The sequence below is a fragment of the Acinetobacter brisouii CIP 110357 genome, from assembly GCF_000488275.1.
GTDB lineage: Bacteria > Pseudomonadota > Gammaproteobacteria > Pseudomonadales > Moraxellaceae > Acinetobacter > Acinetobacter brisouii.
In genome coordinates, this window is sequence record NZ_KI530762.1 from 1,147,821 (window position 1) to 1,170,348 (window position 22,528).

The 22,528-nt window shown below is 40.7% G+C and carries 22 protein-coding genes; 15 read left to right on the forward strand and 7 right to left on the reverse strand.

Annotated elements, in window-relative coordinates; genetic code table 11:
- Nucleotides 1-73 precede the first annotated feature (73 nt).
- A complete protein-coding gene (gene metE / locus P255_RS05350; protein WP_004901232.1) occupies nucleotides 74-2,362 on the reverse strand; it encodes a 5-methyltetrahydropteroyltriglutamate--homocysteine S-methyltransferase in 2,289 nt (762 codons plus the stop codon).
- A 127-nt stretch (nucleotides 2,363-2,489) separates the two neighbouring features.
- Between metE and P255_RS05355 the strand changes: the two genes are divergently transcribed.
- Complete coding sequence (locus P255_RS05355) at nucleotides 2,490-3,410, forward strand: LysR family transcriptional regulator (RefSeq protein WP_004901234.1); 921 nt, start codon at nucleotides 2,490-2,492, stop codon at nucleotides 3,408-3,410.
- Between the two features lie 64 nt (nucleotides 3,411-3,474).
- On the opposite strand, the gene P255_RS05360 is transcribed toward P255_RS05355, so the two are convergent.
- Complete coding sequence (locus tag P255_RS05360) at nucleotides 3,475-3,930, reverse strand: DUF441 domain-containing protein (protein ID WP_004901236.1); 456 nt, start codon at nucleotides 3,928-3,930, stop codon at nucleotides 3,475-3,477.
- 123 nt (nucleotides 3,931-4,053) lie between these two features.
- On the opposite strand from P255_RS05360, the gene P255_RS05365 reads away from it, so the two are divergent.
- Nucleotides 4,054-4,767 carry a pseudouridine synthase gene (locus P255_RS05365; protein ID WP_004901237.1) on the forward strand — a complete coding sequence of 238 codons (714 nt, stop codon included), beginning with the start codon at nucleotides 4,054-4,056 and terminating at the stop codon, nucleotides 4,765-4,767.
- 1 nt (nucleotide 4,768) lies between these two features.
- Here P255_RS05365 and P255_RS05370 read toward each other — a convergent pair whose 3' ends face one another.
- The 3 genes from P255_RS05370 to P255_RS05380 all read right to left on the reverse strand — a co-directional run bounded on the left by P255_RS05370 (nucleotide 4,769) and on the right by P255_RS05380 (nucleotide 6,594).
- Nucleotides 4,769-5,212, reverse strand: a complete 444-nt coding sequence (locus tag P255_RS05370) for a GNAT family N-acetyltransferase (RefSeq protein ID WP_004901239.1) — start codon at nucleotides 5,210-5,212, stop codon at nucleotides 4,769-4,771.
- A gap of 93 nt (nucleotides 5,213-5,305) precedes the next feature.
- Nucleotides 5,306-5,608: a type II toxin-antitoxin system RelB/DinJ family antitoxin gene (locus P255_RS05375; protein WP_004901241.1), complete on the reverse strand. Its 303-nt coding sequence runs from the start codon at nucleotides 5,606-5,608 to the stop codon at nucleotides 5,306-5,308.
- 83 nt (nucleotides 5,609-5,691) lie between these two features.
- A complete protein-coding gene (locus P255_RS05380) occupies nucleotides 5,692-6,594 on the reverse strand; it encodes a pseudouridine synthase (RefSeq protein WP_004901242.1) in 903 nt (300 codons plus the stop codon).
- Nucleotides 6,595-6,680: 86 nt separating this feature from the next.
- On the opposite strand from P255_RS05380, the gene tsaE reads away from it, so the two are divergent.
- The 4 genes from tsaE (at nucleotide 6,681) to hfq (ending at nucleotide 10,628) form a co-directional block, all read left to right on the forward strand.
- Nucleotides 6,681-7,163 (forward strand): tRNA (adenosine(37)-N6)-threonylcarbamoyltransferase complex ATPase subunit type 1 TsaE, encoded by a 483-nt coding sequence (gene tsaE / locus P255_RS05385; RefSeq protein ID WP_004901243.1) that lies wholly within the window; start codon nucleotides 6,681-6,683, stop codon nucleotides 7,161-7,163.
- Nucleotides 7,150-9,069, forward strand: coding sequence for a DNA mismatch repair endonuclease MutL (gene mutL, locus P255_RS05390; protein ID WP_004901244.1), 1,920 nt, complete (start codon nucleotides 7,150-7,152; stop codon nucleotides 9,067-9,069). The genes tsaE and mutL overlap by 14 nt, the downstream gene beginning before the upstream one ends.
- Nucleotides 9,070-9,075: 6 nt before the next feature.
- A complete protein-coding gene (gene miaA / locus P255_RS05395; protein WP_004901247.1) occupies nucleotides 9,076-10,020 on the forward strand; it encodes a tRNA (adenosine(37)-N6)-dimethylallyltransferase MiaA in 945 nt (314 codons plus the stop codon).
- Between the two features lie 92 nt (nucleotides 10,021-10,112).
- Nucleotides 10,113-10,628, forward strand: a complete 516-nt coding sequence (gene hfq / locus P255_RS05400; protein ID WP_004901250.1) for an RNA chaperone Hfq — start codon at nucleotides 10,113-10,115, stop codon at nucleotides 10,626-10,628.
- A gap of 96 nt (nucleotides 10,629-10,724) precedes the next feature.
- Here hfq and P255_RS05405 read toward each other — a convergent pair whose 3' ends face one another.
- The gene (locus P255_RS05405; protein ID WP_004901251.1) at nucleotides 10,725-12,047 is read right to left on the reverse strand and encodes a peptidylprolyl isomerase; all 1,323 of its coding nucleotides are present in this window, start codon (nucleotides 12,045-12,047) and stop codon (nucleotides 10,725-10,727) included.
- Nucleotides 12,044-14,464, reverse strand: coding sequence for an LPS-assembly protein LptD (locus P255_RS05410; protein ID WP_004901253.1), 2,421 nt, complete (start codon nucleotides 14,462-14,464; stop codon nucleotides 12,044-12,046). Before P255_RS05410 ends, P255_RS05405 begins: the two co-directional genes overlap by 4 nt.
- Before the next feature lie 120 nt (nucleotides 14,465-14,584).
- On the opposite strand from P255_RS05410, the gene P255_RS05415 reads away from it, so the two are divergent.
- The 9 genes from P255_RS05415 to lpxK all read left to right on the forward strand — a co-directional run bounded on the left by P255_RS05415 (nucleotide 14,585) and on the right by lpxK (nucleotide 22,526).
- Nucleotides 14,585-15,601 (forward strand): aminoglycoside phosphotransferase family protein, encoded by a 1,017-nt coding sequence (locus tag P255_RS05415; RefSeq protein WP_004901254.1) that lies wholly within the window; start codon nucleotides 14,585-14,587, stop codon nucleotides 15,599-15,601.
- Nucleotides 15,598-16,287: an N-acetylmuramate alpha-1-phosphate uridylyltransferase MurU gene (gene murU, locus P255_RS05420; RefSeq protein ID WP_004901256.1), complete on the forward strand. Its 690-nt coding sequence runs from the start codon at nucleotides 15,598-15,600 to the stop codon at nucleotides 16,285-16,287. The genes P255_RS05415 and murU overlap by 4 nt, the downstream gene beginning before the upstream one ends.
- A gap of 83 nt (nucleotides 16,288-16,370) precedes the next feature.
- A complete protein-coding gene (gene rsmG, locus P255_RS05425) occupies nucleotides 16,371-17,003 on the forward strand; it encodes a 16S rRNA (guanine(527)-N(7))-methyltransferase RsmG (protein ID WP_004901258.1) in 633 nt (210 codons plus the stop codon).
- A gap of 20 nt (nucleotides 17,004-17,023) precedes the next feature.
- Entirely contained in the window at nucleotides 17,024-17,809 is a 786-nt protein-coding gene (locus tag P255_RS05430) for a ParA family protein (protein WP_004901261.1), read from the forward strand.
- Nucleotides 17,806-18,696 carry a ParB/RepB/Spo0J family partition protein gene (locus P255_RS05435; RefSeq protein WP_004901263.1) on the forward strand — a complete coding sequence of 297 codons (891 nt, stop codon included), beginning with the start codon at nucleotides 17,806-17,808 and terminating at the stop codon, nucleotides 18,694-18,696. The genes P255_RS05430 and P255_RS05435 overlap by 4 nt, the downstream gene beginning before the upstream one ends.
- A gap of 16 nt (nucleotides 18,697-18,712) precedes the next feature.
- Nucleotides 18,713-19,357 carry a MotA/TolQ/ExbB proton channel family protein gene (locus tag P255_RS05440; RefSeq protein ID WP_004901266.1) on the forward strand — a complete coding sequence of 215 codons (645 nt, stop codon included), beginning with the start codon at nucleotides 18,713-18,715 and terminating at the stop codon, nucleotides 19,355-19,357.
- Entirely contained in the window at nucleotides 19,354-19,782 is a 429-nt protein-coding gene (locus tag P255_RS05445; protein ID WP_004901268.1) for an ExbD/TolR family protein, read from the forward strand. The genes P255_RS05440 and P255_RS05445 overlap by 4 nt, the downstream gene beginning before the upstream one ends.
- Nucleotides 19,779-21,503, forward strand: coding sequence for a lipid A export permease/ATP-binding protein MsbA (gene msbA, locus P255_RS05450; protein WP_004901272.1), 1,725 nt, complete (start codon nucleotides 19,779-19,781; stop codon nucleotides 21,501-21,503). Before P255_RS05445 ends, msbA begins: the two co-directional genes overlap by 4 nt.
- 3 nt (nucleotides 21,504-21,506) lie before the next feature.
- Entirely contained in the window at nucleotides 21,507-22,526 is a 1,020-nt protein-coding gene (gene lpxK, locus P255_RS05455; protein ID WP_004901275.1) for a tetraacyldisaccharide 4'-kinase, read from the forward strand.
- The last annotated feature ends 2 nt before the right edge of the window (nucleotides 22,527-22,528 follow it).

Genomic DNA, 22,528 nt, shown 5'->3' on the forward strand with positions numbered 1-22,528 from the left:
AGGCTTAGCATTGTACAAAGCATAAAAAAGTGCCTAAGCGAACTTAGACACTTGATATTATTGTTTTTTATTATTATGCAGCAAGTTCTTCACGAACCTGTTTTGCCATGTCCACAAGCTGTTTTAATGCAGCACGAGTTTCTTCCCAGTTACGTGTTTTTAGGCCGCAGTCTGGATTGACCCATAGACGTTCAGCAGGAATGGTTTGTAATGCGCCATTAATGACTGTACGCATGTTGTCAGCGCTTGGTGTGCGAGGGCTGTGAATGTCGTATACACCCGGTCCAATCGCGTTTGGATAACCTTGCTGATGGAACATTTCAAGTAACTGCAAGCCAGAGCGTGAAGTTTCAATGGTAATAACATCGGCATCCATTTCAGTGATTTGAGGTAAGCAGTCTTTAAAGTCTGAATAACACATATGAGTATGAATCTGTGTACCCACATTGGCGCTGCTTGAGCAGTGTTTAAATGATTTAACTGCCCAATCCCAATATGCAGCTTGGTCTGCTTTACGAAGTGGTAAACCTTCACGGAATGCAGCTTCGTCGATCTGGATAATTTCAATCCCCGCATTTTGCAGGTCTGCAACCTCTAGACGAATTGCTTCGGCCAACTGTAAGCAGACTTCACGACGTGTACGGTGTGCTGGTGGGAAAGACCAATTCAAAATCGTGACAGGGCCAGTGAGCATGCCTTTGACGATTTTATTCGTCAATGAATTGGCGTATTCGATCCATTTTACAGTCATTGCATTTGGACGAGTGATATCACCCACGATGATAGGCGGACGTACACAGCGGCTACCATACGATTGAACCCAACCAAACTTAGATAACCAGAAACCGTCTAACAAACCTGCAAAATATTCAACCATGTCGGTACGTTCAGCTTCGCCGTGGACAAGTACGTCAAGATCAAGTTGTTCCTGCTGCTCAATCGCATAGGCGATTTCTTTTTTCATGGCTGCTTCATAGTCGGCATTGGACAAATTGCCCTTGTTCCATGCGGCACGCGCTGCACGAATCTCTTGAGTCTGCGGGAATGAACCAATGGTTGTAGTTGGAATCAACGGTAACTTGAATTTCTCTTGCTGAACTTTGAAACGTACTGCAAAAGGTTCTGGGCGAGATTGACCAACTAACTCAAATGCGGATTGAGCTGTTTTGTTGAGTTTTTCATTGGCATAAATGTTGCCAGTCGCCAAAGCCACCAGTTCATCGAGTTTTTGACGTGCAAATGCCAATTTACCCTCAATTGCAGCAGGTACTTGTTCAGAGTTTAAATCGACAGGAACGTGTAGTAATGAACAACCCGTTGACAACCATAGACGATCACCAAGCGCTTTCTTTGCAGTTTCAACCACTTCATTCAGTGCAGGTAGGTCACTTGCCCAAACGCTACGACCATTGATCAAACCCAAAGACAGGATTTTGTGGGTTGGCAGTTGGTCAATTACTTTCTTCCAGAAAAATTCGCCTACTTTTTCACGGGTAATGTCGATGTGCAAGCCTGCAACAGGAAGATTGACTGCCAGATTCAGGTTCGTACCTAAAGTTTCAAAGTACGTGGTGACAATCAGTTTTAAGCCGTCGCGACGTTGTAACAGGTTATATACGCGCTCAAATGCGGCTTGCCATTCAGATGCCAAGTCCAGAACTAAAATCGGTTCATCAATTTGAACATGCTCTACGCCACGCGCTTTTAGTTCGTCAAACAGTTGTGCATAAACAGGAATTAAAGCATCTACAAATTGTAAAGTTGCTTTGTCTGCGGCAATGTCTTTGTGCTCTGAACCACAACCACATACATGAGTTTCTTTTATTTTTTGCTGATCATCTACGATACGAGACAAATACAGGAAGGTGAGCAGGCCAGGAACAACCACTTTTAATGGTGTGTTGAATGCTTTTGCACGGTCAATTTGAGCAAACAAGTCAGAAAAGTCAGCTGTAAATGTTTGGTTGACTGTAAATTCAGGCACCAAGTAGTGGTAATTAGTGTCAAACCATTTGGTCATTTCCAGTGCTGCAACGTCTGTACAAGCAGGTGCACGCCCACGCGCCAAATAAAACTGTTGATCGACTGGATTGAGTTTGGCTGCTTCATCAAAACGTGGCGGGATTATACCTAAGCGTACAGCATGGGTTAAAATACTGTCATAAAATACAAAGTCACCCACAGTCAATAAAGATAAGCCCGCATCGACTTGCGCTTGCCAGTTACTTGCTTCAATGGCTTGCGCTTTACTTAAAAATTCAGCTTGGGTACTTTCACCTTTCCAATACGCTTCTTCGGCAAATTTAAGTTCGCGTTTTGCCCCAATGCGAGGGTAGCCTAAAATATGAGTTTGAATGGTCATGGAAGATTACCTAAAACTAAATATTAGTAGAATTCATTTGATGAAATAATAGTGGAATAGAATTCATGTTGAGGCAAACTAATTAATTTCATGTTATAGTGAATTAAATTCAATTTAAGATTGCTGTATGTTAGAAATTCGACATTTAAAAACTTTAATTGCTTTAAGAGAGCATGGCTCACTGGTCGCTGCTGCCAATGATCTGTGCCTGACACCTTCTGCGATTTCGCATCAGTTGAAAGAGTTAGATTTATGGTATGGCGTAGAAGTGGTTAATCGCCGTAGCCGCCCTGTACAATTTTCCAATGTCGGACAGCGTTTATTAAAACTTGCTGATGATATTTTGCCGCAAATTCAGATTACCCAAAGTGACATTACCCGTATCGTGCATGGGCAAACGGGGCGGATTATTTTTTCTTCGGAGTGCCATAGTTGTTTTGACTGGCTCATGCCACTGCTCAATCAGTATCGTCAGCAATATCCTGATGTTGACTTGGACTTTGCTTCAGCGTTTGAATCAAATCCGCATGAATTACTACAAAGCGGGGAGTTTGATTTGCTGATTACCGCAGATCCAATCGCGCTTAAAGGCATTGAATACTTTCCAATTTTTGAATACGAATCCCGTCTGGTTTTGTCAAATACCCATCCTCTGGTAAGAGCGGATCGTATTACCGTGCAAGAGCTGGCAGAAGAAACCCTGATTACTTATCCAGTCGATAAACACCGCTTAGATATCATGTCGCACCTGTTTATTCCTGCCAACATTCAGCCTAAAAACATTCGTACGACCGATCTCACCCAAATGTTGATTCAACTGGTGGCAAGTGGACGGGGGATTGCTGCATTGCCAGATTGGGTGGTGAATGAATACGAGCAAAAAGGCTGGGTGACCAGTCGTCGTTTAGACTGCGTTTCTCCACAAGGTTTACGCCGTACTTTATATGCGGGGTTTCGTACCGAAGAGAAAGAGAAAAATTATTTTGAAGGATTTTTAAAACAGTTAGATAAATTTTCTCAAAAAAGAACGAGTTATTATTCTTCTTAAAAAAAGATGCATTCTGATGGATTCACTTTATGCTCTCTTTGGAGAGCATAAAATTTAAATGATTTCACGAGTGGTTAATCAGTAGAGACAACATACCCGCTGCAATCAATGGACCTACAGGGACACCACGCAGTAAAGCCACCCCAGCCACAGTTCCGATGAGTAAGCCTGCAACAACATCGGGTTGATTACTCATGAGTTTAACGCCACGACCACCGAGCCAGGCGACCAATAAACCAATCACAATAGCTAAAATAGATTTATAACTCATAAATGATTTTAAAATCATTTCTCCTGGAATCTTGCCACTGGCGATCGGTGTCAGTACACCAATGGTTAAAATGGTGATGCCTAGGCTGAGTGCATGGGTCTGTAAGAATGGAAAATATTGATCAAGCGGGGAGATGCGAACCACGATCAGTATGGCACTGGCAATGGTCACTGAAGAATTGTGACTCAGAATACCGCAAGCAAGAAGCACAATTAACGCAATTAAGTTTAAATCCAAAGATGAGGTCATGTGCAATTCTCAGTTGTTCTAATCACCGAGTATTCTAACTGAAACAGTCGGAATTTCATAAATCGAGATTATTTCCTAAAAACTGCGTAAAATACCCCAAGTTAAAAATATCGAGATCATCTAGTGCTGTTGGAAAAAATTTTGCAATCTCAAGGCTTTGGTTCACGTAAAAAATGCCAGAACCTGATTCAGCGAGGTCTGGTTAAAGTCAATGGCGAGCTTTGTGATCAACTCAAAATCCAATTTGATCCGCAAAACTTAGAGTTGCAAGTTGGAGAGCAAGTATGCCGTTATCGTGAACAGGTCTATATTGCGTTAAATAAACCACAAGGTTATGAATGTTCACATCAAGCACAATATCATTTTAGCGTTTTCGAGCTATTTCCCGAATATTTGCGCGAACGTGGTATTCAGACGGTCGGGCGATTGGATCAGGACACGACGGGTTTAATTTTGCTGACGGATGATGGTAAATTTTTACAGGCATTAACGCATCCTAAAAGACATGTCGATAAAGAATATTGGCTGGCCACTGCCGATCCGATTACGCCAGAACAAATACAGGCTTTGGAACAAGGCGTTGAACTACGCAATGAAAAAGGAATTTTTCAAGCCACACAGCTTCAACAAACATCTGAGTATGAATTGCGTATGACTATTCATCAGGGGGTTTATCATCAGGTTAAGCGTATGTTGGCTGCAGTTGGCAATAAAGTCATTGAATTACATCGCCATCGGGTAGGGCAATTTGCATTGCCAGAAGAACTTAAACATGGTGAATGGATTTATCTCACGCCTGAACAGGTTGAGTTAGCAACAGTGCGTACAAAAGATTAGATTACTTTAAAAAACAGTGAAAGGTCTGAAATTCCTGATCTTTCACAAAACCCATTTTTTCGTAGAGCTTATGGGAGATGATATTGGTTTTTTGGGTTTCAAGTGTAATGCGCAGAGCATTTTCATAGCGGGCAAAGTGAATCGCGGTATCAATCAGTTGTTGTGCAGAGCCTTGGCGCCGATAGCTGGGGGTGACATAAACATCATCTAAAATGTAGTAGGTTGAACAGGTTACAGAAGAAAAACCTAAATAGAGCAAAATAAACCCGGTAAAAACATTATCTTTGATATGAATAAAAATAACACTTTCTTTATTATCAAAGCGTTGTTTTAGAAAATTGAGTGATTCTTCAATATGAGAAGATGCACCATAAAATTGTCTATATTCATCAAATAGCACCGCGAGTTGTGGTAGATCTTCAGCAGTTGCACGTCTTACAATCATTGCATACTCCATTGCTGTGTTTGATTTATTATTTCTGAGAATAGCAAAAAAAAACTCAAAGAATGATGCGTATTGTAGAAAAATGTAATGCCATTAACTCTGTGAATTTTCGTTTAAGATGGCATCAAGCTCATCAAAAATATCTTGATGATCAGCTTCCTCTGACTCAACAACTGACGGTGATGCAGAAAGCTGATATTTTTTTAGTTTGAGGAGTTGATCCAAATCAATATTTTGATTTTCTATAGAAAAAGGAATCGATCTGGTCAGAACAACCTGTTTAAAAAATAAACGAACAGCCTGTGCAGGCGTAATCCCCAATTGCTTAAATACTGCAAAAGCCTGTTTTTTTTCTTGTGAGTCTAAACGTACTTGATAGACTTCTGTTTTTCTCATGGCTAAAACCAGAATAAAAATAAGTATTGATCCATTTTAATCAAATCATAACGAAATTCAATGCATATGTTATGGTTGTGTCATTACAAAAATAAGTCATTTTGTGATGTAAATCTCAATTCTTGCTTGATAATTGGATCATAAAAGTGAAGTGCTTTAGCAAGAAGCTGAAGTGGCTGAGAAAAATCATCGTCTGCTTTATGCGCAACAACAGGATAAAATGGGTCATTGCGAATTGGAATTTGCAATGCATTTAAGTGCACTCGTAACTGATGTTGCTTCCCTGTTTTTGGGTAGAGACGATATTTCGCCCAAGTTTGATTGTGTTCTAAAAGTTCAATATCGGTTTCACTATTGACTGTGCCTTCAACAATTTGCATGGTGTAGAAAGGTTGACCCTTTTCCATACGATACTGAGTTGTGATGGGAAATCTGAGGTCAGCACGGTAGGGGGCAATCGCATGATAGATTTTTTCGATTTGTCGTGTTGCAAACAGTTGTTGATATACACCGCGTGTTTCAGGTCGCTTGGAAAATAATACAATTCCTGCTGTTTCACGGTCTAATCGATGAATTGGAGTGAGTTCGGCATTGTCAGTTTGTTGCTTTAGACGGACTAAAAGTGTCTGTTGTACATACTTTCCTGTAGGGGTCATGGTCAGAAAATGCGGCTTATCCACGACCAGTAAGTCATCATTTTCAAAGACAATCTGGTGTTCAAACGGAACAACGATTTCATTTTCTAAAAAACGATAATAATAAATATGCTGATTACTTTGGTAAGGTGTCTGCTGAGTGATTTTTTCACCTGACAAATCAAAAACTAAACCATCATCAAAGCGTTGTTGCCATTCTGTTGCTTGAATATGCGGAAAATGTGCACAGAGAAAAGCAAAAATTGTATCATGTTCAGTCTGTGGAATTAAAAATACTTTACTGGCAGTAACACCATGCATCATCGGTGGAGTGAAATCAGATTTATTCATGGCACAGCAACTGACATAACAGGTGGTAGGTTTTCATAGGGGGCAATGCTATCATATGCACAGCATTATTGACTATTTTCAGTGTTATGAGTAATACCTTGCAACTTTCTTTAACCTCTGAACAGGATACACAACGACTTGCACAAGCGGTCGCTGTCCATTTTTCACAAGGCGTGATTTATCTAATGGGTGATTTGGGGGCAGGCAAGACGACACTGACGCGTTATTTATTACAAAAACTTGGACACAAAGGCGCAGTCAAAAGCCCGACTTATACGCTTGTCGAGCCTTATCAGATTGCTGAACGTGCGATATTTCATTTTGATTTGTACCGTCTTAATGATCCGTATGAATTGGAATTGATGGGAATTCGTGACTATCTGGAAACACCAAATGCGTTATTTATTTTTGAGTGGCCAAGTAAAGGTGGTGATGAGATTCCAGATGCCGATCTGAGTATCGAAATTTTAAAAAATGAAGACGATGAATTGCAGCGTAGCGTAATTTTAACTGCCCAAGATCCACAAGTATTGTTACAGATTCAGGATGCTTTCAATGTCGTTGGATGATGCCATGCGGCGGATTCATACCCTTAATCCTGCGCTTGCTAACCAGATTGCCGCAGGAGAGGTTATTGAACGCCCTGCATCTGTGGTTAAAGAACTGCTGGAAAATGCCATTGATGCCCAAGCAACAGAATTGATTATTCGGGTGGCACAGGGTGGCAGCACGCTGATAGAAATCATGGACAACGGTTCAGGGATTCACCCTGAAGATTTGTCACTTGCAGTGATGCGCCATGCCACCAGTAAAATTCAGACTGCTGATGATTTGCACGCGATTGTGAGTTTGGGTTTTCGTGGCGAAGCATTGGCATCGATTGCTGCGGTGTCGCGTTTAAGTTTGACCAGTAGCCAAGATCAGTCAGGAATTGGTTATCAGATTGAAATTAACGGCACTGCATTTGATGCACAAGAAGTCAAACCTGTTGCCAGTAATCAAGGTACACAGATTCGTGTGCAAGATTTATTTTTTAATGTTCCGGCACGCCGTAAATTTCTAAAAAAACCAAGTACCGAATTTGGACATATTGAAGAAGTTGTACGCCGTTTGGCACTCACGCATTTTGATATTCGTTTTGTACTTGAACACAATGATCAGATTCGTTTGAATTTACCGATTGCTGATAGTGGTGAATTGCGTTTCCAGCGTGTGCAACAGCTTTTAGGTCGCTCTTTTACTGAAAATGCGTACTGGATTGATGCTGAAAGTATTTCGATGCGTTTGAGCGGCTGGTTAGGGCACCCATCTGATGCGCGAGCGCAGGCAGATTTACAATATGTTTATGTGAATGGCCGGATTGTTAAAGATAAAACCATTTCCCATGCACTGCGTATGGCATACGATGGTATTTTGCATGGACATCAACATGCAGCATATTTACTATTTCTAGAAGTTGAACCTGAAAATGTTGATGTAAATGTACATCCAACCAAACACGAAATTCGTTTTTTAAATCAACGTGAAGTACATGAATTTGTACGACATTATGCTAAAGATACTTTGTCTCAGTTTCAAACGGCAAGTGCAGATTTAGCGCAGGCGATGAGTCCGACTACAGAATTGGCTCAGCCGAAAATTCAGGAACAATTTGTTCTGCATCAATACGCAGAGTATGCCGCTAAACAGCCACAAATTGAAATACCTCAGCCATCGACTGAGTTGATGACCGAGTTTGATCAAGCAAAAGTCGAACCTGTGCAGTATCAACGCTCAACGATGGCGAATTATCAGCTAAGCCCACAGGCCAATAATGCGTTAAAAACCTATTTAACGCCGCTGCGTCAAACTGAAGAAGCTTTAACTTCTCCATCAAATCCACAGGATGAATATCCTTTAGGTATTGCGATTGCTCAGCTACATGGTATTTACATCTTAGCGCAAAATACCCAAGGCTTGATTATTGTCGATATGCATGCTGCACATGAACGAATTTTGTTGCAACAGATGAAACAAGCATGGGATAAACCTGAGTTTTGGACATCACAACAGCTTTTAATTCCTAAAGTCATTTCCATTAGCCGTATGCAAGCCATGCGAATTGATGAACTTAAGCCACAGCTACAGCGTTTGGGTTTGGAATTAGATCAGTACGGAGATGAGCAGGCGATTGTGCGTGGTGTACCCGCCATTTTGCAGAAAGCTGATTTCACACAATTAATTCCCGAATTACTCAACGATTTAGATCCAAATGATGAAGTGCAGGGTTTGCTGCAAAAGCGAGATCAACTATTGGCAGGCATGGCATGTCATGGTGCCGTACGTGCCCATCGCCAATTGAGCCTGTCGGAAATGAATGCGCTGCTGCGTCAGATGGAACACACCGAATTTGCTAGCCAGTGCAATCATGGACGTCCGACATGGCGTGCATTTCCACTGGCACAACTAGATAAATTATTTGCTCGAGGAGAATAGAGTTACATGCCAAATACATTGCCCGTCATCAATTTAATGGGCCCAACTGCAAGTGGTAAAACTGCTTTGGCATGTGAGCTCTATGAGCAAGGGAATTTTGAGCTGATTTCTGTCGATTCTGCTCTGGTTTATCAGGATATGGACATTGGTACAGCCAAGCCAAGCAAAGAAGAGCAGGAAAAATACCCGCATCATTTAATTGACATTATTACACCGTTACAAGTGTATTCAGCAGCAGAGTTCGTAGATGATGCTACTCGCCTGATTGATCAAATTCATGCGAAAGGTAAGATTCCGATTTTGGTTGGTGGTACGATGTTGTACTTTAAAGCTTTGCTTGAAGGATTATCTGATCAACTTCCAAGTGCAGATCAGCAAATTCGAGACCAGATCATGGCTCAAGCAGAACAATTAGGCTGGGAAGATGTCTATGAAGAATTATGCCGAGTTGATCCTGTAGCAGGAATGAAGTTTAAGGTGAGTGATAAACAGCGCATTATTCGTGCTCTAGAAGTTTTTCGCTTAACTGGTATTCCAATTACTGAGTTGCAAGCCCAGCAGCCTAAAAATGTAGCATACCGTTACATATTTCATAATTATGCTTTGCTACCAGATCGGTTAGAATTACATCAGAGAATTGAGCAAAGACTCAATGATATGTGGGAAATTGGATTTTTAAATGAGGTTGAATCGTTGATTGGTAAATACGATTTAAATCCAGATATTCCCTCGATGCGTTGTGTTGGATACAGACAGGCTCTCAATTTCTTGATAAATAGTGACAAAAGTCACAATAATCAGCATATAATGCGTGAGCAGGCTTTATTTGCTACAAGACAATTGGCTAAGCGTCAATATACTTGGTTACGTTCATTAAGAGAAAATCACAAATTCACCACTTTTTTAACGTTAAAGCAGGCTCAAGAAGACTTGCGTATCTGTTACAGATAAAGCAAAATTTGCAAACTATCTTTTTTATAAATTTAAAAAATTAAAGATAGTTTTTGCGCTGATTACATTTTTATTTTTTTTGGAGTAACGACATGTCTAAAGGTCAAACTTTACAAGATCCCTTTTTGAATTCGCTTCGCAAAGAGCGTATTCCAGTTTCTATCTTTTTAGTAAACGGTATTAAATTACAAGGTCATATCGAATCTTTTGACCAATATGTTGTTTTATTAAAAAACACAGTAAGCCAAATGGTTTATAAACATGCAATTTCAACAGTAGTCCCAGCACGTAACCCTCGTCCAGCAGGCGCGCCTGTAAGCGGTGGTCAAGGTGGTTTTGGCGGTGGTCAACAAGGTAGTGGCTTCGGCGGTCAAGGCGGTTTTGGTGGCGGTCAAGGCGGTGGCTTTGGTGGTCAAGGCTTCGGTGGTCAAGGCGGTTTTGGTGGTCAAGGCACTGGCTTTGGTGGTCAAGGTGGTTTTGGTGGTCAAGGCGGTTTCGGTAGTCAAGGCGGCTTTGGTGGTCAAGGCGGTTTCGGCGGTCAAGCTTCTGGTTTTGACAATGATACCAAATTTGATGACACACCAGACGAAGATACAAATAACCGTTAATTTATAACGGTTCATATCATAAAAAAACCAGCTTTAGGCTGGTTTTTTTATTTTCTGCATTGAATAAAAAACCGACATTGCGTCGGTTTTTTAAGCTTAATTATTTAATTTTTTATTCAAACTCGGGTCTTTAATATCAACATAGGCATTTGCACGAATTTCACGCAACCAACCGTCTAATTCTGTATTAAATTGTTGTTCGCCTAGATATTGGCGTGCTAAACGCTCTTGATATTCTTTAGTCATATCTTGTTGACGAGTATCCAGTACTTGCAAAATATGCCAGCCATACTGAGTTTGGAATGGTTCACTCAATTGACCTATAGGAGTAGATTTCATTTTTTCTTCAAACTCTGGCACCATCATGCCCAAATTAACCCAGCCTAAATCACCACCGTTAGCAGCAGAACCAGGGTCGTTTGAATAGACAGACGCAAGTGTTTTGAAATCTTCACCTACTTTTAAGCGCTTATAAATACTATCAATTTTTTGTTTTGCTTGATCAAGGCTGATCACTTCAGAGGTTTGAATCAGAATATGACGCACATGGTATTGTGTTACGATGGCTTTTTGATCGCTTGCTTTACGATCTAATAATTTTAAGATGTGAACACCATCTTGAGCAGGAATAAGTTCACTGGTTTGCCCAATTTGCAGATTGGTGACACGTGCAGCAAGTTCAGCTGGAATATCTGACAAGTTGCGATAACCCATATCAGCACCAACAACTTTAATTTCAGCTGTAGAGTCTTTTTTGCTAATTGCTTGAATATCATTGTTTTGGCTTAGGTCTTGTTTAACCTGATCAGCAGCAGCACGCAAATTTAACATATCATTTTTGTTATTTGTTGCTGAAATGCGAAGATGTAAAATATGTGCTTGACTACCAATTGCAGCCTGACCTTGAGGTGTTTTTAAGAAATTCGCTACATCCTGATCACTGATTTTAATGCGTGACATCACCTGTTGCTGACGTAGCTGGTTAATTGCAAGCTCTTGACCTATGCGAGTACGTACCATTTCATAAGTACCTGGCGCCTGGGCATCAAGCCGCTTTTGAAAAGCGTCTAAGCTATTAATACCATTTTGCTCGGCATATTTAAGAACAGCTGCATTGAGTGTTGTTTCATTTGGTTTAACACCATAACGCTTTACTAGCTCTAGTTGTGCTTGACGTAGAATAATTTGCTCTAAAGCTTGTTGCTGTAAAACTTGTTGGGGTGGGAGTGCTTGTTTTTGTGTCTGTAATTGACGAGCAAGTTCGGCTGTCATTTGATCTAAGTCACTACGTAAAATCGCACTATTATCAACAATAGCTACAACTTCGTCGCTTGTCGCTGCAAACGCTGGAACTGAGCTAGAAATCAGAAGAGCGAGCGCTGTTGCTTTAAAAAGACGGGTCAGTTGTTGTTTCTTCATTGAGATTGTGTCCAAGATTGATTAGATTTGTTAAAGCCGACAACACGTTGTTCAAGTAAAGATGCCAGTTTGTTGTTGAAGGCTCCGAGTCCTTTTAATGTAAATTCTGCCATAATTGCATTTTTACGTTTTACACCAGGTTGGGTGACATCATCAAGATCGTTGTAATATGAACGACCATAGACTGAAACTGCCCAACAGCACGATTCGTAATTGACACCTAATAAAAATTCACGAGCTAGACTGTGGTCAATGTCATACTGAACGTGCCCTATAATACGCCAGTTATCTTTGACCGGTTGTATGAGAGATGCAACAACTTGATTATATGTAAGCTGAGCATTATTGACTTCTTTACGCTTGTAATAGCCTAAGTTATAAATCGTGCCTTGCGCAGATGTGTAGTAAGTTTGGAACTTCGCTTGGGCAATTGAGCTATCATCCCAAGCCACAGTAGACGCGATTGTAAAATGATTTGTAATTTGACTGGATAATGAGAGAACAGGGTCTGATTGTTTACTGGTCTGAACAAGATCACCATTATTTAAAGTAACTTTACGATCTGAAAAATAAAAACTTTTACCTACGGCAGCTTTTAAGCGTTCTAAGCCTTGCTGATCAAATAAACTATAGCTTAGACCTAAAGACATAAAATTATTGTCGTCTAGGCGATCATTACCATAAAAACGGTATGGACTAAATAGCTGGTCATAGCTGACTGATGCTGTTGTTGTATCGAAGTTAGGATAACTAGTTTGATTTTTATATGGCGCGTAAGCATAGAACAAACGTGGTGTTAAAGTTTGTAGAAATTTACCTTCTTTTTCAAAATTTAAACCTGTGTCCAACGTAAATTGTGGAACAACCGCGGTTTTAGTTTGAGAGCTACTCGTATTTGGATTGTAAAAATAATTCAGACTACGTACTGATGCCTCAGGAATCACAAATGCCCACGGTGTGCGGTAATTGTAGCGAACAGCAGCTGAGTTATATAGACGTGTCCCACTTTCTGCTAATCCATTACCACCACTAAGGTCTTTTTGAAAATAAGCACTGTCATTATGGTACTCAAATTGCCAACCTTGAGGATTTTGTGTGGTGTAGTTCAATAAGAACTGTGGCAGACGGGCATATGGTCTGTTTGCATCAGAAAGGGTTTTATCGAGAGTCTGGTAAGTTTCGACTTTAAGGCTTGCATCTAGGCCAGGAACTGCATTGGCAAAGTTAAGCTGAGCTACGCGTCTTTGGTTCAAGTCAGTAGAAATGTTTGGATCATTTTTTATATCGTAGATATAGTCAATATCTGATAAATAATTGTACTCGAAGTTTGTCGAAAAATATTCGTTAATAGTCCAGTCATGAGTGATTCGTAGAGACTTACGGTCTTTATCACTATAGTCTGGGTCGTTTGGCAGATAGCCACCAGTAATTGAGCCTTCACCAAAATTCGCAGTTTTATAGTTGAATTCGCCTTCAAGCATCGCGCCATGTGTTCCCAAATAGCGAGGTGTTAGCGTCATGTCATAGTTGGGTGCAAGGTTCAAATAAACAGGCAAAGAAATCAGGAAGCCTTCACCACTTGACCAGCCAAAGCTTGGTGTCAATAACCCTGTTGTTCTTCTGTCATCGATCGGGAAGTTATAATAAGGTAAATACATCACAGGAACATTTTTAACATACAAAGTGGTGTCGTGCGTTGAACCACGTCCTGTTTCCTGATTCAGTTCAATTTTCTTGGCTTTAATATGCCAGTCAGGTGCTTTGCCTGGCGCACATGCTGTATAGCTGGCGTTTTCTAAAATGAGCGTAGAGGCTGATTTACGTTCGATATTTTGTGCATGACCGTGTGCATGTGTTTGTTCGGCAATAAAATAACTGTCATTCAAATTGCCTGTCTGTTCTTTTAAGTTGTAATCGACTTTATTGCTTTGTGAAATCAAACCACTTTGTGCAAGCTGAACATTACCCTGTGCATGTGCAATCGTTTGGTCTTTATCAATGGTGATGTGTTCAGCACGTACTTGGCGACCTTCTTGGTCTAGAATGACATTTCCTTTGAGTTCAGAGTCGCCATTCGGATTATAAAAGCCATAATCAGCAGTGACATAGGTCGTGGTATTGTTTGGATCTGGTGCTTTGGTGGTGGGTTGAACTGGCGTTACCCAAATACCTTGACAGTAAGGTGAAAATTTTGGATCGGGGACACGCTGTTGAGCTTCAGGGCTGTCTTTGCTGACATAATATTGTTCAAAAAAGTTTTGTCCTGGATAGCTTTCATTTAACTGTTGCTTGAGCTGTTGATTGTCCACAGAAGATACGGCATCCGAAGATGCAGCATAGCTTGATTGTATTGAGCTGCCACACAAAAGTGTCAAAATTGCAGTCGCTAGGGGATTAAATCTAAACTGTTGCTTCATGTGTCTCTTTAACCAAGTATGCTTTTTTGCAATTAATTATTGTCGCATCATAGAGAAAAAGTCTATAAGTGGCTACACTTAGGACTTCAAAAATTCAGCCTGTATTAGATTATTTTGCAAATGAATACTCAACGTGAACAATTGATACAAACATGGTTAATCACTGTCCTTCGTTCGGATCGATTTGAAATCAGTTATTTAGCAGGCGATGCGAGCTTCCGTCGTTATGCACGCGTTACCCTAGATCATAAATCATTTATGTTGATGGATGCACCACCTGAAAAAGAAGATTGTGTTCCTTTTGTACGTATTGATGAATTTTTAGATCAGCATCAGGTTCGTGTTCCACATATTGTTGCAAAAGATTTAGATGCTGGCTTTTTATTGCTTGAAGATTTTGGTGATGTCTTACTGTCGAATTTGTTGAATGCAGACACGGTAGATCAATACTATCTGCAAAGCTTTAAACAACTCATTCAGTTGCAAGCGATTGATGGCACGCAAGAGTTGCCAGCTTATTCTCATCAGAAGTTGATGACAGAAATGCGCTTGCTTACAGACTGGATGTTTCCTGCATTAGATATTCAATTGAACGATGCCGAACACGCTTTAGTTGAAAATACGTTTGATCTTCTGGCGAATTCAGCTTTGGCTCAGCCACAAGTGATCGTGCATCGCGACTTTCATAGCCGTAATTTAATGCAGTTAGATGGTGAAACTGATTTGGGCGTGATTGATTTTCAGGATGCCGTGATTGGTGCGGATACTTACGATCTGATTTCGATTACCCGAGATGCTTATGTGCAATGGCAGCCTGAGCGCGTATATCAATGGTTTGAGCAATTTTATGCTTTGTTGCCTGAAACCGCGAAGCAAAACCGTAGTTTTGAGCAATTTAAACGCGATGCAGATTTTATGGCGCTACAACGGCACATTAAAATTTTAGGGATCTTTGTACGCTTGTTTGAACGTGATGGTAAGTCAGGCTACTTAAAAGATTTGCCGCGTGTGATGTGGTATGTGCTGACAGAAAGCAAGGCTTATCCTGAGCTGGCTGAATTTCTTGCCTTTATGCAACAGCGAGTTATGCCACGTTTTACTGAAAAATATGGTCAATATCAGGAAGTCGCTGCATGAAAGCCATGATTTTAGCAGCAGGTCTGGGTAACCGAATGCGTCCATTGACCTTACATACACCAAAACCTTTGCTTGCAGTTGCCGATAAGCCTCTGATTGTTTGGCATATTGAGAAATTACAAAAAATTGGTGTAACTGACATCGTAATCAATACTGCGTGGCTTGCTGAAAAGCTTATTGCAGCTTTAGGGACAGGCGAGCAGTTTGGTGTCAAGATTCATTGGTCAAATGAAGGTGAAGGTTTGGAAACGGCGGGTGGAATTATTCACGCTTTACCGCTACTGGGTGATCAGCCATTTATTTTAGTGAATGGCGATGTCTGGACAAACTATGATTTTGCGCCCTTGTTGCAAGTTGAATTGGGTCAAAATCTGGCACATCTAATGTTAGTTGAAAATCCTGTACAGCATCCGCAAGGAGATTTTGTTCTACATGAGCAAAAAGCGTATACTTTTGAGCAAAATCAGCAGGGTGAAGCCCTGACTTATAGTGGTATTGCTGTGATTTCGCCTGAAATGTTTGCAGGTTTGGCAGAAGGGAAACGTCCTCTAGCGCCTTTATTAAAGGATGCTATGTTACAAGGGCGAATCTCGGCACAAAAACTACCCGCAGCATGGGTTGATGTCGGTACGCCTGAACGTTTATCTGATCTAGATCGACAAATCCGTCAGAGACAATATGCTTAAATGGGTATTCACTAAGCATTCTGCTCTATGCTTGAGCAGATAAATCAGTATACTTCACCTAATTTTAACGGACGAGTTTGGTTATGCATCTTTTTTTTCAGGAATTAAAACAAGGCAGTAAGGCATTAGGGCTTGACCTGAATGAAAATGCTTTGAATCTATTATTGAAATATCAAGATGCGCTAGTGCTTTGGAATAAGGCCTATAACCTGACTGCAATTCGTGATCCGAAAGAAATGCTGGTGAAACATTTGCTGGATAGCTTGAGCATTTTACCTTCTTTGCCCGCAGGACGTTTACTGGATATTGGCACAGGTGGTGGTATGCCGGGTATGATTATTGCGCTATGTCAGCCTGAACGTGAGTGTGTTTTGCTTGATTCAAATGGCAAAAAAATCCGCTTCTTAAAACAGTTCATTGCAGATTTGAAATTGCCTAATGTCACCGCAGTGCAAACCCGTGTGGAAGATGAAGACAGTATTCGTGAGCTTGGACAGTTTGATGTTATTACCAGTCGAGCTTTTGCATCATTGACTGATTTTGTTGCCGCATCTAAGCCATATATGCATACCGGTAGTTACATTTGTGCGATGAAAGGTTTAATTCCAAATGAGGAAATAGCTGAATTTTCCAAGGAATTTAACCATCAAGTGATTGAATTAAAAGTGCCGCGTTTAGATGAGCAACGTCATTTAATCATTTTGCAGAAAAATTAAGGATTGGGGTTTTATTGAACATGGCTCAAATTATTGCAATTGCAAACCAAAAAGGTGGGGTCGGTAAAACAACAACCGCAGTAAATCTGGCAGCTTCTCTCGCTGTATTGAAAAAGCGTGTTTTGCTGGTGGATATGGATCCACAAGGAAATGCCACCATGGGTTCAGGTGTGCAAAAAAATGATTTGTTGTATACCGTGACTGATGTTTTGCTGGGTGAAGTCCCTATTGAGACAGCAATTAGTAAAACAGAAGTGGGCTATAAATTGCTGGGTGCAAACCGTGATCTCTCAGGGGTTGAGCTTGCGATTGCAGAACAGAAGAAACGTGAGTTTATTTTGCGTGATGCGTTGCAACAAGTTGAACAGTCTTTTGACTTTATTATTGTTGACTGTGCGCCGAGTTTAAGCCTGATTACTGTGAACGCTTTGGCGGCTGTACAGGGTGTGTTGATTCCAATGCAGTGTGAATATTATGCTTTGGAAGGCTTGGCTGATTTGACTCAAACTATTGATCGTATCCAGCAAGTATTAAACCCACAGCTACAGGTTGTTGGTGTATTGCGTACCATGTATGATCCGCGTAATGCGTTAACTCGGGATGTTTCTGCTGAACTTGAACAGTATTTTGGTTCAAAACTCTATGAAACCGTTATTCCACGTAACATACGCTTAGCTGAAGCACCAGCACATGGGCTTCCTGTAATTTTCTTTGAAAAAAGCTCCAAGGGCGCAGTTGCCTATTTGAAAATGGCAACCGAATTAGTTAAAAAAACTAAAGTAGTGAAAAAAGGACAATCAGCATGAGCGTAAGAAAACGCGGATTAGCAAAAGGGCGCGGTTTAGATGCTTTGCTCGGTTCGATTCAAAAAGAAAAACTGAAAATTGAACAACAAGCACATGATCATGGGCAATTTAAAAATATTGATGTCAATTTATTAAAACGTGGTGAATACCAGCCACGTCGTTTTATGAATGAAGAAGCATTGCAAGAGCTGGCAGCTTCAATCGAAAAACATGGCGTGATGCAGCCCATTGTTATTCGCCCAGTAGATGATGAACGCTATCCGTATGAAATTATTGCAGGTGAGCGTCGTTGGCGTGCGGCACAATTAGCAGGTTTAACTGAAATTCCTGCGATTGTCCGTGAAATGAATGATCAGGTTGCGATTGCTTTGGCGTTGATTGAAAACATTCAACGTCAGGACTTGAACCCGATTGATCAAGCAATGGCACTCCAACGATTTCATGAAGAATTTGGTTTAAGTCATCAGGAAATTGCTGATACCGTGGGTAAAGCACGAACCACGATCAGTAATTTACTACGATTGCTGACATTGGCTGAACCTGTAAAAGAATTGATGCAAACGGGTATTTTAGACATGGGTCATGCCCGTGCGATTTTAACATTGAAAGCAAAAGATCAAGAACGTATTGCTGATATTGTGATTGAAAAAAGCTTATCGGTACGTCAAACCGAACAATTGGTGCGTGAATTTAATACACCAAAAAATGAAAAAGTGAAGCCGGCACCATCTCCTGACCTTGAGCAATTGACTCAGAAATTATCTGAGCGGTTTAACGCAAATGTACAGATTGATCATAATCAGCAAGGTAAAGGTAAGCTCGTGATTCATTATCATTCATTAGATGAGCTAGATGGTATTTTGAATATTTGTTTGACAACTAATTAAGATTTCTGGGGTAGATATGTGGGAACTCTTTAAAGCGGGTGGTTGGCTTATGTTGCCACTTTTACTATGCTCTGTTTTTACAGTTGCCATTAGTATTGAGCGTTTTATTCGTTTACGCAATGCTTCTGTGATTCCAAAAGACCTAACAGTTACCGCACAAACTGAAGTTCAGCACATTGCTCAATTGTTGCAGCAAAACTCTAAACTGACTGAGTCTGCACTGGGGCAAGTACTGTTTGCAGGTCTGAGTGCCAAGCATGAAACAGATCAGTTTGCACGTGCGCAGATGGAAGCAGCAGCTTCTCAGGAAATTCATTATTTAGAAAAAAATATTAATTTCCTTGGAACAATGAGTGCAGTTTCTCCTTTACTTGGGTTGCTTGGCACAGTGATTGGGATTATTGAATCATTCTTGGTGATCGATGTCGGCTCAAATGTCAGTCCAACCTTAATGATTCCTGGGATTTCCAAAGCCCTGATTGCGACTGCCATGGGGATGGTTGTGGCAATTCCTGCCTTGATTGCTTATCGTTATTTTCAGCGTTTGGTACAAGAATATGTTGCTGAACTAGAACAACAAGCAACTTTGTTTCATGCAAAATTATTTTATCAACGTCAAAAAACAGCGTATGACCACGATAGAGCAAAGGATGTTGCATGAAATTCAGAAGAGCTTCGCGCGTTGAAGAAATCCACATCAACTTAACACCGATGATTGACTGTTTGTTGTTTATCTTGGTGTTTTTGTTATTGTCGACAACATTTTATCAGCAAAGCCGTATTAATCTAACTTTACCTGATGCGCAGGGTGTGCCACCCAAACAATACGATCACAAGATTGAAGTCATGGTAGACTCTGGCGGGCATTATTCTGTGAATGGGCAGGCGCTTGCCAGCCAGGATACTGCTGATTTATCTACTGCAGTGAAACAGGCTGCTGATGGACGACGCGACTTAATGTTTGTGATCGCAGCAGACGCCAAAGCAACACATCAGGATGTTGTTCGTGTAATGGATGTTGCGGGACAACTTGGTTTCGTCAATATCAATATTAGTACCAAAGCACCTACTCGAGGTTATGAGTGAATCAAGACATTAAAGTTTATTTTCGTCTGCTGGCTTATCTAAAACCTTATGGTGGATATGCTTTACTGGTTTTAATTGGTTTTGCTTTGAGTGCAGGAACGGAAGTTTCGATTGCTAAACTGCTTGAATTTGTGATCAATGCAATTCAGACGCAAAATACACATCAAACCTCAATTTTTCCATTTTTAGTGGTTTTGCTGATTTTTGTGCGAGGTATCGGTTCTGTTCTGGGCGATTACTATTCGGCAGTGATTTCTAGACACCTGATTTTTCGTATTCGTCAGCAAGTTTTCGGTAAGTTATTGCGCTTGCCTCCAAACTACTATTTGAAGAATTCAAGTGGTCATATTACGTCTAAAATTCTGTATAACATTGAGCAGGTGACTGCTGCCTCATCTGAGTCTGTACAAATTTTGCTAAAAGAAGGTCTGACAACGATAGGTCTTTTGGGTTATCTGTTTTATCAAAACTGGAAGCTTTCTCTCGTTATTTTGGTGTTTGCGCCACTTATTGGTTTTGTAGTGCGTAAGGCAGCAAAACGTATGCGTAAACTTTCGACTCAAGTGCAAAATACCATGGGGGATGTTAACCATGTGGTGCAAGAGTCGATTTTGGGACAAGCGGTAGTAAAAGGTTTTTGTGCGCAAGAATTAGAAGAACAGCGTTTGTATGATCGCTCAAGTGATAACTTGAAACGTGGTTTAAAACTTCATATAGTTAATGTTTTGAACACACCGATTGTGCAATTGATCATGTCGATTGCGATGGCAATTATTATGTGGATTGCGCTGCGCCCAGAAATTTTAGGTGATACATCATCTGCGCAGTTTGTAGCATTTATTACCGCAGCAGGTATGCTCAGTAAACCAATTAAAAACCTAACCACAGTCAATGAAAAATTGCAGCGTGGTTTGGCGGCGGCGCATTCTGTATTTGATTTGCTGGATATGCAAGAAGAGGAAAATACAGGAACTCAGAAACCGCAGCTTAAAGGCAATCTTCGCTTTGAACAGGTTAATTTGGTTTATCCCGATGGTTCACATGCAATTCATGATTTTAGCCTGCAAATCAAGGCAGGGCAGACGGTTGCACTGGTGGGACGTTCAGGTGCAGGTAAAACCTCACTGGTGAATCTATTAGTCCGTTTCCAGCAGATCCAATCGGGTAACATCCTGTTGGATGATTTGAAAATTGAAGATATTGAATTAGATTGTTTGCGTAGCCAGATTGCGATGGTGAATCAGCAAGTGGTGTTGTTTGACCGTAGTGTGCGTGACAATATTGCTTATGGCCAGTTGCAAAATGCCAGCGATGAGCAAGTGATTGCAGCAGCTAAAGCTGCCTATGCACATGATTTTATCATGCAATTACCACAAGGCTACGATACAGTCTTGGGTGCACAAGGCTTGACTTTGTCAGGTGGTCAGCGTCAGCGTATCGCGATTGCCCGCGCCATTTTGAAAAATGCACCTATTTTAGTTCTTGATGAAGCGACCAGTGCGCTGGATAACGAGTCGGAATATTTTATTCAAAAAGCTTTTGAACAAGCCATGCAGGAACGTACCACAATTGTGATTGCCCATCGGTTATCGACGATTGAAAATGCAGATATTATTGTGGTGATGGATCAAGGTCGTATTCTGGAACAAGGTACACATACAGAACTTCTTGCGAAGCATGGTGCATATTTTCAGTTGCACCAGCGTAACTTCGAGGAGTAATTGATGGGTTTAGCACAGCGCATTCAGGAAGCTTGGAATAAGCAATCTCAATGGTTGGTGCTATTACGCCCATTATCCTGTTTATATGGCTGTGGTTTTCAGTTGAATAAACAATTGTATCTCTCGGGCTTAAAAAAAGTTTACCAAGCTCCTGTGCCTGTGATGGTGATTGGAAATATTACAGTGGGTGGCAGCGGAAAAACACCGCTACTCATTCAATTGGTTAAATATTTACAACAACATCAGGTACGAGTTGGGGTCATCAGTCGAGGTTATGGTGGTACTGGGCCTTTTCCAGCGTTGGTTCTGCCAGATTCTCCAGCCAATGTTGTGGGTGATGAGCCATGCCTGATCGTACAAAATACCCATGTGCCAATGGCAGTGGGCTCAAATCGTCAACAAGCAATAGAATTACTGTTAAAACACCATCAGCTTGATTTAATTATTAGTGATGATGGTCTACAACACTGGGCTTTGGCACGTCAGTTAGAATGGATTGTTTTAGACAATAATCGTGGATTGGGTAATCAAAAACTGTTACCAGAAGGTTTTTTACGTGAGCCAGTATCGCGTCTACAAAAGAGTACAGTGATTGAACATTCAGCTCAGCCAACTTCTAAAATGCATATGCATTTGCAAGTTGGAGAGCCTTATTTACTGAATACAAATTCAGATGATTTACCTGCATTTGATTTAAAGCAAAAATTTCATGTAGTGGTTGGTATTGGTTATCCAAAGCGTTTTTATGACAGTTTAAACAGTATCGGGGTGACGAATATTCAAGCACATGAATTTGCTGATCATTATGCGTATGAACTCAGTGATTTACAGTTTGAAGATGCTGCACCTATTATCACGACTGAAAAAGATGCTGTAAAAATAAAGAAATTGTTACAGCAACACGCGGCACAGTTACAGCGAGAAATTTGGGTATTACCTGTAGAGGCAGTATTGTCTACGGCATGTTATACCACGCTAGAACATCAATTACAGCAACTTAATATTCATATTACAAAGGTCTGATT